This window comes from Longimycelium tulufanense, from assembly GCF_014645795.1.
GTDB lineage: Bacteria > Actinomycetota > Actinomycetes > Mycobacteriales > Pseudonocardiaceae > Longimycelium > Longimycelium tulufanense.
Genome location: NZ_BMMK01000017.1, coordinates 105,249 through 119,244, shown reverse-complemented (window position 1 = coordinate 119,244; position 13,996 = coordinate 105,249). Strand labels below are relative to the sequence as shown.

At 72.5% G+C, this 13,996-nt stretch carries 11 protein-coding genes; 7 read left to right on the top strand and 4 right to left on the bottom strand.

Annotated elements, in window-relative coordinates:
- The first annotated feature begins 48 nt into the window (after positions 1-48).
- Positions 49-354, top strand: a complete 306-nt coding sequence (locus IEY55_RS18185) for a hypothetical protein (protein ID WP_189059393.1) — start codon at positions 49-51, stop codon at positions 352-354.
- Positions 351-1,229 carry an ATP-grasp domain-containing protein gene (locus IEY55_RS18180; RefSeq protein ID WP_189059391.1) on the top strand — a complete coding sequence of 293 codons (879 nt, stop codon included), beginning with the start codon at positions 351-353 and terminating at the stop codon, positions 1,227-1,229. Before IEY55_RS18185 ends, IEY55_RS18180 begins: the two co-directional genes overlap by 4 nt.
- 189 nt (positions 1,230-1,418) lie before the next feature.
- On the opposite strand, the gene IEY55_RS18175 is transcribed toward IEY55_RS18180, so the two are convergent.
- A complete protein-coding gene (locus IEY55_RS18175; RefSeq protein ID WP_189059389.1) occupies positions 1,419-1,769 on the bottom strand; it encodes a hypothetical protein in 351 nt (116 codons plus the stop codon).
- Between the two features lie 194 nt (positions 1,770-1,963).
- Between IEY55_RS18175 and IEY55_RS18170 the strand changes: the two genes are divergently transcribed.
- The 3 genes from IEY55_RS18170 (at position 1,964) to IEY55_RS18160 (ending at position 5,278) form a co-directional block, all read left to right on the top strand.
- On the top strand, positions 1,964-2,434 hold the full coding sequence (locus IEY55_RS18170) for a GbsR/MarR family transcriptional regulator (protein ID WP_229686506.1): 471 nt from the start codon (positions 1,964-1,966) through the stop codon (positions 2,432-2,434).
- A gap of 705 nt (positions 2,435-3,139) precedes the next feature.
- Positions 3,140-3,649 (top strand): hypothetical protein, encoded by a 510-nt coding sequence (locus IEY55_RS18165; protein ID WP_189059387.1) that lies wholly within the window; start codon positions 3,140-3,142, stop codon positions 3,647-3,649.
- Between the two features lie 795 nt (positions 3,650-4,444).
- On the top strand, positions 4,445-5,278 hold the full coding sequence (locus tag IEY55_RS18160) for a response regulator transcription factor (RefSeq protein WP_189059385.1): 834 nt from the start codon (positions 4,445-4,447) through the stop codon (positions 5,276-5,278).
- Positions 5,279-5,291: 13 nt separating this feature from the next.
- On the opposite strand, the gene IEY55_RS18155 is transcribed toward IEY55_RS18160, so the two are convergent.
- The 3 genes from IEY55_RS18155 to IEY55_RS32120 form a co-directional block, all read right to left on the bottom strand.
- Positions 5,292-6,734 carry a GTPase family protein gene (locus tag IEY55_RS18155; RefSeq protein WP_229686505.1) on the bottom strand — a complete coding sequence of 481 codons (1,443 nt, stop codon included), beginning with the start codon at positions 6,732-6,734 and terminating at the stop codon, positions 5,292-5,294.
- Positions 6,731-8,551, bottom strand: a complete 1,821-nt coding sequence (locus IEY55_RS18150) for a dynamin family protein (RefSeq protein WP_229686504.1) — start codon at positions 8,549-8,551, stop codon at positions 6,731-6,733. Before IEY55_RS18150 ends, IEY55_RS18155 begins: the two co-directional genes overlap by 4 nt.
- Before the next feature lie 109 nt (positions 8,552-8,660).
- Entirely contained in the window at positions 8,661-9,548 is an 888-nt protein-coding gene (locus tag IEY55_RS32120; protein WP_229686503.1) for an IniB N-terminal domain-containing protein, read from the bottom strand.
- A 341-nt stretch (positions 9,549-9,889) separates the two neighbouring features.
- Here IEY55_RS32120 and IEY55_RS18140 point away from each other — a divergent pair, with 341 nt between their 5' ends.
- Both IEY55_RS18140 and IEY55_RS18135 read left to right on the top strand, forming a co-directional pair.
- Entirely contained in the window at positions 9,890-11,386 is a 1,497-nt protein-coding gene (locus IEY55_RS18140) for an Hsp70 family protein (protein ID WP_189059383.1), read from the top strand.
- 44 nt (positions 11,387-11,430) lie between these two features.
- Positions 11,431-13,962 carry a LuxR C-terminal-related transcriptional regulator gene (locus IEY55_RS18135; protein ID WP_229686502.1) on the top strand — a complete coding sequence of 844 codons (2,532 nt, stop codon included), beginning with the start codon at positions 11,431-11,433 and terminating at the stop codon, positions 13,960-13,962.
- Positions 13,963-13,996: the final 34 nt, after the last annotated feature.

Sequence of the window (13,996 nt, the reverse complement as noted above, 5' to 3'; positions counted from 1 at the left end):
TCTCACGTTCGTCGAACTCGCCCGGCCCTGTGGGGTTACGCTCCGCTCGTGGGTGACCAGAACGCTGCCTCCAAGCCCGTACCTCCCGCCGCCGCGGTGAACGCCGCCCGCCGGTTCGTCGCCGAGCACGGCCAGAGCGGACGCGCCGTCGTCCAGTACCTCGGCCAGAAGGGCGCCCGGTTGACGCTGGTGGGCGAGGACGGCGCGCTCGGCGACGTCATCGTTCCCGACGTCGCCACCGGCGAGGCCGTGGTCGCCGAGGTGGAGGGCCTGGAGCTGGCCCAGTGGGACCTGGACACCACGGCCCAGGTGAAGATCGGTTCGCGGCACCGGCACCGGATGGGTGGCCGATGAGCCGTCCGGTTGTGCTGCTGGCCACCTGCTCCCAGCTGCCCGTCGGCGACGGCGACGACGACGCGCTTCCCGGCGCGCTCGCGGCGGTCGGGGTGGACGCGGCCTTCGCCCCGTGGGACGACCCGGCGACCGCCTTCGCCGACGCCGACCTGGTGGTGCTGCGCGCGACGTGGGACTACACCACGCGGTACAAGGAGTTCCTCGCCTGGTGCGAGTCCCTGCCGGCGCTGGCCAACCCCGCCCCCGTGGTGCGGTGGAACACCGACAAGTCCTACCTGGTCGACCTGGCGGCGGACGGTGTCGCGGTGGTGCCCACCGCCGTCGTGGCTCCCGGCGAGCGACCGGACTGGCCGGACACCGAGGTCGTGGTGAAGCCTGCTGTGGGGGTGGGATCGTCCGGTGCGGCCCGGTTCACCGTGCAGCAGTGGGACGAGGCGGGGGAGCACCTCGCCGCCCTGCACGCGGACGGCCACACCGTGCTCGTGCAGCCGTACCAGCCGGCGGTGGCCGCCGAGGGCGAGACCGCCCTGGTGTACCTGGGCGGGATTTACTCGCATGCCTTCAACAAGGGGCCGATGCTCGGGAACGAGGCCGACGACTCCGGCCTGTTCCTGACCGAGAAGCTGCGACCGGCCGAACCGACGGGGGAGCAGCGGCGGTTGGCCGAGGACGTGCTGGATGCGACCTGTGCCCGGTTCCGACTCCGGCGCTGTGACCTGGTGTACGCGCGCGTCGACGTCGTGCACGGTCCGGATGGTCGACCGTTGCTGCTGGAGCTGGAGCTCACCGAACCTTCACTGGGCTTGCGGCAGACCGGGCCGGAGGCACCGGCCAGATTTGCCTCGGCGGTGCGAGCCGCCCTCCCCCGGCGGTGACCTCTGGCACCGGCACTCGCCTCCGGTCCAACACATCCCGGTTACGGGTGTCGCGGGCCGGTTGGCCGGCTGTCCAGCCGTTGTGTGCCCACGGCCCCACCGCGGGTGTCGAATGTCCTCAGTGGACAGACAGGGTCAACCGGGGCCAACTGGGCGTGGGGCTGGTGTCGGGGCCCAGCCCCACGCCGCTCACCAGAGAAGGTCGTGCTCGTTGGCGTACCCACCGTCGGCCATCTTGCGGTAGCTCTGGTGCTGGTGGCCCTCGGTCCAGGGGTTGCACCGCGACCAGCCGGCCCAGTCGGGGCAGAAGCCACCGCTGATCACGGTGTCGGTGTACTCGACACAACCCTCGTAGACGCCGTCGGCCTCGAGGTAGCTTCCGTCGCTGTACTCGTAGCGCGTGGTCTCCGGCGCGACGTTGACGCACGCCGCGGTTTCCTGGGCGGCGGCGGACGGGGCGAGCAGTACCGGCAGCCCGCAGAGCGGGGTGGTGAGCACGAGGACGGCTCTTCTGGAGCGCTGGCGCCAGGCGCGGGACATACAGGCCCTTTCTGGATCACAACGTGGAACGCTCGGGAGATCGGCGGGGGAGATGCGGGCCTTGAGTGGCGTCCGGCAGCATGCCGCGAAGAGGTGATCACCCTATCTCTTCGACGATGGTGACCCTGATCGGCTATCCTGTGGCTTCAGTGCATATTGAATAGTCTGCTCGACGCTGATCTACGGGAGGCGTGGTGGCGCGCGAGGACCTGCTGTCGTCGTGGGTGGAACACTTCGCGATGACCTTCGAGCGGGACGGCTTCCCCCTCATCGCCGGCCGCATCCTCGGCTACCTGCTGATCTGCAACCCACCGGAGCGGACGCCGGCCGAGCTGTCCGCGGCGCTGGAGGCCAGCAGCGGCTCGATCAGTACCAACCTGCGGTTGCTCATCGGGCAGGGACTGGTGCGGAAGATGACGCGGCGCGGCCGGATGGCCGCGCTCTACCGGGTCGACGAGCAGCGGTGGGTCGACTTCGTGGAGCGGCGGCTGGAGTCCGTCGCGGGGGTGCGCGACCTGACCGCGGGTGGGCTCCGGCTGCTGTCGGGCGATCCTGACCGGGCCGAGCGGCTGCGGGTCGTCGACGAGGTGTACGGCTCGCTGAGCGGCGCGTTGGACGACCTCCGGAACCAGCTCGAGCGCGCCCGTGACGCCCAGCGCGGCTGAGTACGACGAAGGTGCAGCGGGCTCGCCACAGAGTCCGGTTCCGTTGCCGGAGAATCGGTGGGCCAGACGCGACGGCCGCACTCGGTGTAGCCGCTCGAATCGGGATGTAACGCGACGACGTTTCTATCGGCGTTCAATCGGGTACGGCTCGTTCCGGTCAGCGGTGACAACAAAGTCGATGTGCTTGTTTCGTCCGTTTCGTCCGGTCGTGGGCGGGTGCGTAGAGTGATATTTCCCGGTACTTTCCGTCATGGTGCGGTTCTTCGACTTGTTTCACACTGACGGTACTCGCCAGTTTTTCCCCTCCCGGGGGGAGTGCCGGTAACCCCGCGCGGGGGCTTCGGGGTGCTCCGCTTTCCGCCGGCCGTGGCCTCTTCTTAGGTTCGTCTCAGCCTTCCGGCTCGACCGAGTCCAGGGGGTCATTCCTGCAGGGGATCACGTCGAGATGTTCCGGCCGGGTGTCGGGCGTCGGTGTCGTGCCTACTCGAAAGGTCCGTCCATGCCCAACTCCGTGAAGTCTCGCCGTCGGGGTGGCGTGCCTTGGCCGGTGTCGCGCTGGTCGCGTCGCTCGGCCCGGTGGCTCGCCTGACGCGCCTCCAGTAACGACTCCGGGCCGGTGTGGGTTCGCGGATTCTTTCGAGTGTACTTCGGTACGGCGGTATCCCAGTCCTGGATCAGCAATCCAATTTTCGGTAAGGAGAAACCGTGAGGCGAGTTGTTATCGCGACGCTGGCAGGCATACTGTCGGCATTGCTGCCGGTCGGCCTGTTCGTCGCGCCGGCGCAGGCCGCCGAGGGACCCGACGTGGGTGTCGGTGTCACTCGGACCGGTGGGATCCAAGGCGTGTTCGGATCCGGAAACGGCTTCATCAAGAACACCGGCACCACCACCATCCCTGCTGGCGTCCAGGTGAAGTTCGATGTGAGCAACCATCACAACGTGCCTCCCGAGGTGCACGCAATCACGATCTTCAGCACCGATGGGAAGTCCCTGTCCCAGCCGGTCGGTGTCGCTCCCCTCGTGCCGGGCTACATCACCACGACCCAGCCCCTTCAGCCCGGCGAGCAGGCCAACTTCGTCTGGACCGTATATCATTACGCCCCCTGGCACCGGGTGACGGTCAAGGTCGACCTGGTCAAGATGCCGGATGGCATTACCGACACCGACCCCAGCAACAACTCCGCCACCGAGGACAACGGCGGACAAGGGGTCTGACGTACCCAAAATGAGTCGCGTCGGGCCGGCGCATTCGGGGCTGGGCCGACCCGACTCCCGCAAGTAGAACTCCCGACCGGTGGGGCAGATCTTCGAAGATCTGCCCCACCGGTTTTTTTTGACCGTTGTTCGAGTAGCCGTTGCCACGGGGGGTGAGATCGGCGGAACGATTCAACGGGTACGGCAGGTCCGGAGCGCCGGCCACAGTGCCGAGATCGCATGCCAGTATTTTGTGGTGGGTAGCGCGGTCGGGTGGGAAATGTTCGTGGTCCGACGTACCAGGAAAGGTTGTCAATATCCGAAACCCACGCCGAGTGCGGGACGCCGACAGCCCGGTGCCGGTGGGTCGGCAACTGGGAAACTCGCTCGCCGGATGCGGATCACGGCAGGAGCGCAGGTGCACCCGAACCCGGAAGATCTCGCGAACGTCCCCGGCGATGCGGGTACAGCCGCCGCACGCCGAGCCGTGCACCAGCACCGCGACCGGCGGAACCTGGACTGGGTCGCCCCGCACACCGGGTTCGCCCCCGGACGTTGACGAGCCGACCCGGCTGCTGCTCGCGGACGCGCAGACCTCGGGTGTGGGTTGCCGGCGGCCGGGGAGGTCCCCGGCTGGCCGGTGATCGGCCACCTGGAACCGCGGGGGACCGCCTGATTCGCGTGGTGTGAACCAATTACCGACCGGTAGTTCCTGGATGTGAAGCACGTCACACCAGATTGGCGTCACGGAACGGACCGGTCGCAACTCACTGGGTTACGAGACCTTCTCGCTCGCCCCGCCCAAGGAGGACCACGTTGCGACCGACACTCGAGCCACGCCGTGGCTGGACCACCCGGATGACCGGGTCCCGGCCCGTCACCGGCTTGCCGCGCGATGGCAGAGGCGGGGTTGACGGGGTCCTGCTGCTGATGGCGGACGGGATGGTGCCGGAGAACTTCGTCCGGGCCGCCCACCAGGTCACCGCGCACGGCGCGGTGCGGGTCACCGGCTCGGTCGCCGCCGCGCTGGCCGACCCGCCGCAGGGACGGCGGAACGTCGTCGTGGTGGACTCCGCTCTGGACCCCGCCGGTTACCTGATCCAGAACCTGGCCAGCGGCCGCAGCCGCTGCCGCCTGATTGTGGTGGTGGATCCCGGCCCGTGGGCCGGGGAGCGGGCCGCCGAGGCGTTACTGGCCGGCGCCGACGTGGTGATCCCACGCGACGCCGACCCGCGGACGGTCGCCGACGCCCTGCGCCGCACCACCCCCGACCGCGACCTGGTGCGTCCGGAACTGGTCCGGCTGCCGGCCGGGCGGATCCGGTTCGACCGCTGCGGCCGGCACGACCTCACCCGCCGTGAGCTCCAGGTGCTGCACCTGATGGCGGAGGGGATCGACAACCAGGAGATCGCCAGCCTGCTGGTGGTGTCGCTGGAGACAGTCCGCAGCCACGTGAAGAGCATCCTGCGCAAGCTGGACGCCAGGGACCGCGCCCGGGCCGTGGCGCTGGCCTACCGCCACGGCGTGGTGTCGCCGCTCAACGTCGAGGTCGCCGGTACCGCGCTGGCCCCGGCACCGTTGCCGTCGTGGCCGCGGCCGCCCGCGGCCGCCGTGCGCCGGTTGCCCGTGACCGGGGCGGCCATCGGCTGAGCCGGGCGCCGCGTCACCCGGTGAGCCGGATCAGCATTCCCGCACAGCTGCGGGCGACGATCCGCGCCGCTTCCCGTTGGTCGGCGGTGAAAGCCGGGTTCCCCATGTGGTCGCGCCAGTCGCGGAGCTCCGCGGAGACCGCCAGGTGCAGCTCCTCCACCCCGGCGTCGGGATCCTGCGCCAGCCGGGCGTGCGGCGTGGTGCCGTGGCTCCCGGCCAGCTGTCGGGCCCGGTCGGCCAGGTCCCCGGGAAGCTGCACCCGCCCCGACTCCAGCGCGGCCAGCAGGCGGAGCTCAGCGAAGTCGTGCGCACCGGCCGCGACCCGTTCCAGGTCGGCCGCCAGCTCCCGGGTGCCCGGGCGGGGCTCGCTACGGAGCAGTACGTCCAGCGCCAGCCATGCCGTGCGGGCCTTGAGTACCTCGGCACGCTCGACGAAGCACAGCCGGATCATCTCGCGCACGTCGCTCAGACCGCTGCGTTGCGCGAGCTGGGCGGCCAGCTGCACGGCCGAGCCGCATCCGGTGCGGATCAGGGCGGTGGTCAGCCGCAAACCGAACAGGCCCCACCGCTCGACCAGCCACCGACGTTCGTCCTCACTCGCCGGAAGCTGTTCTGCGGCAAGGAAGCGGTCAGCCGACAGCAACAGGTCTTCCCGCTCCTCGCGGGGAACCGTCGAGAGATGCTGCAGCAGGGCGAACTCCTCGTCCCGCAACGTCCGCCCGGCGGTGGCAACCAGCCCGGCAAACGGCAGGATGGCCTGGCAGGCCACCTGCGCACGGGGGTCACCGCGGAACCGGCGGGCGAGTTGCTTGGCCGAGGAGAGCGCGTCGATCCCGCCACCGGCGATCTCGTCCGCGCGGGACAACACGACGAGGGCGCTCACCGGGCCCAGCGGACCGAAGGTGTTGTCCTGCAACGAGGTCAGCAGCGGGAGCTCGGTACCGGGCAGGTGGCGGGTGAGATGTACGACGGCGTCCGCCTGCACGGCCGCCTGATGGGCCGGTCCATCGCCGGTGAGTGGCGGTGTGTCGATCAGCGTGAGGTCGCGGAGCAGGCGCGCGGGCCAGTCCACGACGACCCGGTCGACGTCCCGCGGTAGCTGGTTCCCGGTCGCCAGCCGCAGCCCCCGGTTCCGGCGCTCGGCCGGAATCTCCCAAGGGGGACGGTGTGGTGCGTGGACCCGCACCCGAGGGACCGGCCCACCCCGGTAGCAGGTGACCGGCCGGGCACCGGCGGCCAGCGGTGCCACCTCCTCACCGACCAGCGCATTGACCAAAGTGGACTTTCCCGACCGCGGGCCGCCCACGATGGCGACCTGGATCGGTTGCTCCAGCCGGTCCAGGTGGTGTCGCAGCCAGGCGGTGGCGCGGGGGTTGCCCTGGTAGCAGGCGAGAGCGCCGGAGAACAGGGAACGCGTCGTCGCCAGCAGATCCGCCGCCGCAAGGAATGGGGTCACCGCGCGATCTCCCGTGCCGCTCTGGGGAGTGCGTGCTGCACCGTCAGAGCCTGGACGCGTTGTCGCAACCCGGCGAGGCGTTCCAGTTCCACCCGTACCTCACGGTGTCGCCGCTCTCGTGCGATCGCCTGGTCCTGGGCCGCCTGCCGGGTCCGGCGGGACATTTCCACCACATCGCGCTGCAACTCCTCGGTGCGTGCGGTGAAGTGGTCCCGCAGCCGCCGTTGCACCTGACGTGCAAGGTCCTTGCAGTGCTTGCTGAAGGCGAGGAAGAAGTCGTCGATGTGCCGCTGCGCTGTCGACTTCGCGGAGGCCTGCCTGCGCTTGAGCATGTTCTTCGCCTCGTCGTGGATGCTCTTGCCGCCGAACGCCGCCCCGGCGCCCAGCGAGATCGGGTTGATCAGGGGCATCCCGGCCAACCCGGTGATGAGTCCGGACATCAGGACACCGCCATAGGAGCCGCGCAGCGCGGTGAACATCTTCTGCCCGACCGTGAACCGCTCGACCCGAGGAGCATCCATCGTGGATCCGTCGACCCCGGGCGCGGCCTCCAGCGCGACCAGTTCGGCGGGGATCTCCTCGTACGGTCCGGGAAAGTTCCGCGCGACCTTCTCCGCGACCCACTGGCACCGGTCGGCCAACCAGCCGAAGTTGCGATCCGCCGCCTCGGTGAGCCGCTCGGTCAGCCATCCGGCGAAGTGCTCCCAGACGTCGTTGGGATCGGCCTCGTCGAAGATGCGTTCCACCTCGCGCAGGATCTGCCGGGTCCGGTCGCGCAGGTCGTACTCGATGTCGGCCATCAGGTCGGTCATCTCGTCGGAAAGCAGGTTCTGCCAACGCGTGGTGGCCCGCCGCAGCTCGTCGAGCCGGCGTTGTGCCCCGTCCATCACGGCGGCCACGTCCCGCGCACGATCTTCCACCGGGGTGGTCAGCTGTGTCCGCAGTGGATCGATGAGCTGGTCGAGCGCGTCCTGCGCCACCGCACCGGCGGTTCGGCACGCCAGCCCCTCGGTCTTTCCGGTCGCCTCCCGCCGCAGGTGGCCGATCAGCTCGAGGAAACCGGACTCGGCGTTGAGGCCCTTGTCGCCATTGCGAGCGGCACGGAGCCGCAGCGCGGCGGACACCGGGATGACCGGCACCGCGACCGCGGCACCGGTGAGCTGGGAGCGCAACCGTTCGACCTCCCTGCGCCACCCGGGGACAACGTCGATCTTGCTGAGCACGACGACCGTGGCCGGACAGGACCGGACGCAACGGTGGAGCAGGTCGAGCTCGTTGCCGGACAGTTCGCTCATGGCGCCACAGACCCACAGCACCACGTCGGCGGCGTCCAGCCAGGACAGCGTGGCCGGCGACGAGACGTCCGCCGGGGCGATCCCTGGCGTGTCCACCAGGGTGATGCCGGACGCCAGCAGCGTGCGGGGCAGGCCGACCTCGACGAACCCGAAGCCGCGCGGCACCCCGCGACCCGGCTCCGCCATCGGGATCGGGGCCGCTCCGGCCGTGGCGCCCGGGCCCAGGAGGGCGGCCGTCCCGGGTCGGGTGACGTGGCCGGCGGTGGGCGTCTCGGCGTAGCGCACCACGGTGGGCGGGCCGCTGCCCGCACCGTCACCCACGACGCAGGCCGGCGCGTTCACCAGGGCGTTGACCAGCTGGCTCTTGCCCTGTTTCGCCGGCCCCGCCACAACGACGCGCAGCGTCGGGTCCAGCAGCTGGGACCGCTTCCGCCGCAGCCGATCCGCCAGGTCGGGGCGGCGGTGGGTGACGCAGGACCCGATCGTCTCCTCGAGCAGGCCGAGCCAGGGGGGTGCGATCACGCCGGGAGTGTGCCGTGATTTACCCGTGCGGGTGAAGGCAGGGGCCGGGCCCGTCGGGTGACGGGCCCGGCCCCTGGGCGCGGTGTCGGCTGGTCAGGCCGGAAGGAGGTCAGAGCAGGCCGAGGTCCAGGCCGCCCTGGGCGGAGCCACCGAGGCCGGCCACGTCCGTCGCGTCGCCCAGCCCGGCCACGGTGTTGCCCACGGCACCGCCGTTCACGGTGTCGAGCGCGCCGTGCACGGTGGTGCCGGCGACGTCCTCCACCGCGTCGGTGGCCGGGACCGACCCAACCACGTCGTGCACGCCCGCGGCGTCCAGCTGGCCGTCGACGACACCACCCACGTTGGACACCGTGCCGCCGACGGCGCCGGTGAGGGCATCCACCGAGGCGTCGACGCCACCGGTCAGCGCGCCGACCGACGTGCCCGCGGCGCCCACGACGCCGGCGGCGCTGCCGGTGGCGGCCCCGGCCACCGCGTCCACGGTGCCGGTTGCGGCCTCCACCTGCTGGCACGCGGCATCCAGCACCTCACCGCCCAACGCGTCCCCGTCGAGCTCCTCGGTGTCACGCTCGGCGTTGCCGCTGGCGCCGATCGAGACCGCGCCCTGGTCGTGCAGGCCGACCGCGCCGAAGCCGGCCGACACGCCGCCCTGGTCGAGGGTGACCGCACCGGCCGCCGCGGCCGTCACGCCGCCGCTGACCGGCTGGCCCAGCGCCAGCTTCTGGGTCACCGCCTGCAGCTGGCCGATCGCGTCCGCGGGGCGGGCGTCCACCCCGAGCGAGGACAGCCCGACCAGGTCGGTGTCCAGCCCGGTCAGCCCGGCCACCGGGGCGGTGTCCACCACCAGCGGGATGACCTCCTGCACGTCCAGCGCGGTGATGTCACCCAGGCCCGCCTGCTCGAGGACGCCCTGGGGGTCGGTCTCGAAGGCAGCCCGGGCCTGCGGGTCGCTCAGCAGGTGGAGAACGAAGTCGTGCAGCGTCGTCTCGTGCGTCATGGGGAACGCGTCTCCCTCGAAAGGCGTGGTCTTGTCGAACCGATGAGGCGCCGGGTCGCCACGGGACCGACCGCGATGTGCTGCCGCGGCGACCGGCGCGGGGCCAGACGCTAGGGCGGGCCCGGCCGGTCGGGCATCGGGGATTACTCCCAGTTGTTGATCACCCTCCGTCTCGGGGCGTAACCGGCACTCGTTAGGGGGATTAGGGGGTCGGTCCACCGAGGCGTTCGGGAGTCGGCTCGGGGCACGGCCCCTTTGGTACGAACAGGCGACCCCGAACCGGGGGTGCGGGCCGTGGCCGCACGGGCCCGCCGGTGGCTGTCGCGGAGGAAGCGAGCGGGATGCCCTACGTCCTGGGTCTCGACGTCGGCACCAGCACCGTCGCCGCGGCGACCTGCCGGCTCGCCGGACCGGCCCGGCCCGAGGTGGTCGGGCTGGGGGCCAGCGGTCCGACCATCCCCGCCGTGGTCCACCTCGACGGCACCGGCGCGGCCGTGGTCGGGGCCGCCGCCCTGGAGTGCGCACGCACCGAGCCCGGTCACGCGGCCCACGGTCCGATCACTCGGATCGGCGACGATGTGCCGCTGATCCTTGGTGACGCGGCGTATCCAGCGCAGGCGTTGGTGACCGCGCAGGTCACCGCGGTGCTCCACCACGTACAGGCACGGGAAGGGACGGCACCCAGACACGTTGCGGTGACGCACCCCGCCACGTGGGGTCCCTACCGCACCGGCCTGCTGCACCAGCAGCTGCGCCGCGCCGGCCTGACCGATCTCACGCTGTTGCCCGAACCGTTGGCCGCCGCCGAGAACCATGCGGCGCGCCAGCGCGTCGACCCCGGCACCGAACTGGCCGTGCTCGATCTGGGCGGTGGCCACCCGAAGTGTGCGTTGGTCCGCCGGACCGCCGCAGGCCCGTTCGAGATGCTCACCTGCTGGCAGGACCCCGACCCCCGCGCGGGTACACACCTCGACGACCTGCTGGTGGCAAAGGTCCGCACCGCGCTCGGTTTCCGGCGGGACGAACCGGATCCAGGCGACCCCGACGCCCGGTGCGCGATGGCGGACCTCCGGCAGGAGTGCGTCTCGGCCAAGGAGGCGTTGTCCACCGCCACCGAGACCACCATCCCGGTGTATTGGGACGGTGCCTACACCCCGGTACCGGTGACCCGCCAGGAGCTCCACGAGCTGGCCGAGCCTGCAGTCGGCACCACGGCCGAGGCCCTGGCCCGGCTCCTGCGCTTCGCGCGGCACCGCGGGCGCACCGGCGTGCTGCTCGTCGGCGGTACGACCCGGCTTCCCCTGGTGGCCGAGATGCTCGCCGCCCGGCTCGGGACCCCACCCCTCGCCGACCCCGCACCGCAGACCGCCGTCGCCGCGGGTGCGGCGCTGGTCGCCCGGCACCGGCTCGTGGGCGCACCACGCCTCCCGGTCACCGTCGTCGGTTCCGACGAGGAACCGACCGTGCTGATGGCTCGGCTCGGCGAGCAGCTCTCGCGCCTGGCGGCCCGCTCCGGCCAGCAACTCCCAGCCCTCCGCCCAGTCGGGGCGGATGACACCCCGCTCGCGCCCCCGCCACCCCGGCCGCCGGTCGAGGTGACCCCGCTCAAGCTTCCCCCGAAACGGCGGTCCAACCCGCTGACACCCGGCGCGAAACCGGTGGGGCTGGCCGCGGCCGCCGCAGGCGTGATCGCCGCGGGTGCGCTGTGGGCGTTCGCCGAGGAGCCCGCCAACCACCACGACCCGCCACGCCAACCCGCGTCCAGCACCAGCAAGCCCAACCCGACCGGTGCCGCCGGCGGCTCCCGCGCCCCTTCCCCGTCGGCCACCCCGCGATGACCGCACCCCGCTGCCGCGCGACAACCCGCACCCGAGGAAGGCCGTTGTCCCCAGCACCGACCCGACCTGCCCCGATCCTGACCGGCCCCGTCAACGACCTGCTCGCGGCCATCGGGGACGACCCCGCCGCGCCGCTGCGCGGGGCGCTGCTCGCCCCCGCCGGCCTCGGCAAGACCACGATCCTGCGGGAGATCGCCGACACCTACCGACGCGTCGGGGCCGAGGTGCTGGACCAGGCAGCGCTCGCCACCGGCGCGCCGGCCGCCGACGCGGTCCTGCTCGTCGATGACGCGCACCTGCTCGGCGCGGCCCACCTGCGCGACCTGGTCCGGCTGGCCGCGGCGCCGGGCGCCCGGCTCGTCGTCGCCGCCCGGCCGTGGCCGCGCCCGGCGACCCTGGTGGAGCTGACCGAGGTGCTCGTCGGCGCCGGCCGTTCCCTCGCACTGCGCCCGTTCGACCCCGCGCAGGTCGCCGACCTGCTGGCCGGCGTACTCGGGCGCGTTCCCAGCCCGGCGCTGGTGGAGTTCGTGCACGCCCAGACCGGGGGAGTGCCCCGGTTCGTCGCCCGGCTGGCCGCCGCCTTCGAGGTCGTGCCGGCCAACCCGGACCGGCCCACCGAAGTGCCGCTGGCCGCCCTCACCGGCTTCCAACCCGAGCTGGACTGGCTGGATCCCGACGTCCAGCGCCTGCTGCTGGCCATCGAGGCGGGGTTCGGCCGCCACCTCGACCTGCTGGCCGCCCTGCTGGACTCCGACGCCGAGGGCGTCGCCGAGGTGATGGCCGCGGCCCGGGCCACCAGCCTGGTCGACCCCGACGGGGCGCTGCCCCCGCTGAGCCGCCGCGCGATCGCCGCGGTGGTCCCGGCCGAACGCCGGTACGCGGTCCGGCAGCGGCTCGCCGAGCTGCGGCTGGGCCGCGGCGGCCCGGTGCTCCCGTTGGCCCGTTCCCTGCTCGGCACGGGGGCCGGGGGTGCGAGTGCGGCCGCGGTCTTCGAGGCCGCGGCGGGCGAGGCGCTCGTCGAGCAGCCCGCGCTGGCGGGCGAGCTGTTCGCCGCGGCGGTGGCCGCCGGCCGCCCGGCGGACGTGGTCGCTGCCGGCCGGGCCAGGGCCGCGGCGCTGGTGGGGGACTTTGAGGCCGCGTTGCGGTGGGCCGACCAGGTCATCGCGACGGAGGACGCACCGGGGCGGCGGGACGCCGCGGCCGTTGCGGCGGCGGCATTCGCCCACCGCGGCCAGCTCGACCGCAGCGCCGAGCTCTACCGGTGGGCCGGCGTCGGCCCGTCGCCCGCCTTCGCCGCCATCGGCCTGCTCGGGACCGGCCGCCTCGAGGAGGCACGCCAGTTGCTGGCGGAGATCCCCGTCGACGGCCCGCCCACCCTGCTGGTCGGTGCGGCCGCGTTGATGGCGCACGGGCTGCGCGAGTCGGTCGACGGCTGCTGGAGCAGGGCGTTGTCGACCCTGGTCAGGGCCGCCTCGCTGCTGGAGCCGGCGCGCCATGCAACTCCGCTGCCGGACAGCCCGGCCGCACTGGCGGCCCTCGTGGCCCTGCACTGCGGGGAGTTCGACGCCGCACGATCGGTGCTCGACCGCGCCCTGGCCACCGGCATGGGCGGCACGCCGATGGCGGTACGGCACCGGCTGCTGCTGGGCTGGATCGCGATGGCCCGGGGGCGGACGGCGGCCGCGCGGGAACACCTCACCCGGGCCACCCCGGGCGGCACCGCACTCGAACCACGCGACCGGCTCTTCGCCGTCGCACTCGAGGTGGGACTGGCCCGGCGGCACAGCGATCTCGCCGGGCTGCACCGGCACTGGGGACACGCCCGCGAAGCGGTCCTGCGGCACCCGGTCGACCTCTACACCTTTTTGCCGCTGGCGGAGCTGGCCACCGCCGCGGCCCGGCAGCGGGACTCCGAGCGGATCGCGCCACACCTGGCCGAGGCGCGTTCGGTGCTGGCGCGGCTGGGGGACCCGTCACTGTGGGCGGCACCGCTGCACTGGGGTGGCCTGCACGCGGCGATCATCGCCGATCGCCCGGAGGCGGCCGAACAACACGCCGTGGCACTGGCCGAGCACCGCGACCACAACCGCCACAACGCCGTTCTCGCCGCGGCGGGCGAGTGCTGGCTGGAGATCACCCGGGGCAGGGTCGACCCGGCCCGGGTGGATGCGGTCGCGCTCGCGCTGCACGACGCCGGGCTGGTGTGGGACGCGGCCCGGCTCGCCGGGCAGGCCGCGATCCGCACCTCCGACCGGCGGGCCATGGTCGGCCTGCTCGACCGGGCGCGGATGTTGCAGGGCACGCCCCGCGGCGCCACCCCGGGCGCGGCGGCCGGTACCACGGACGCGCGGGAATCCGTCCAGCTCAGCGAGCGGGAGCAGGAAGTGGCCGCCCTCGTGCTGGCCGGCATGACCTACCGGCAGGTTGCCGACCGGCTCTTCATCTCCGCCAAGACCGTCGAGCACCACATGGCCCGGATGCGGCAACGCCTCGGCTGTGCCAACCGCAGCGAGCTCCTCGCCCGCCTCCGCCAACTGGTCGACGCCAGACCGGGAACGGCACCGGGCTCCCAGTAAGTCCACGGTAGACAGCGGGCCGTGGACGGCTGGC

Bases quoted from the DNA above. Each gene is read 5' to 3' on its own strand.
- IEY55_RS18180 (WP_189059391.1), top strand. From the start codon at position 351: ATGAGCCGTCCGGTTGTGCTGCTGGCCACCTGCTCCCAGCTGCCCGTC.
- IEY55_RS18175 (WP_189059389.1), bottom strand. From the start codon at position 1,769: ATGTCCCGCGCCTGGCGCCAGCGCTCCAGAAGAGCCGTCCTCGTGCTC.
- IEY55_RS32120 (WP_229686503.1), bottom strand. From the start codon at position 9,548: ATGACGCACGAGACGACGCTGCACGACTTCGTTCTCCACCTGCTGAGC.
- IEY55_RS18140 (WP_189059383.1), top strand. From the start codon at position 9,890: ATGCCCTACGTCCTGGGTCTCGACGTCGGCACCAGCACCGTCGCCGCG.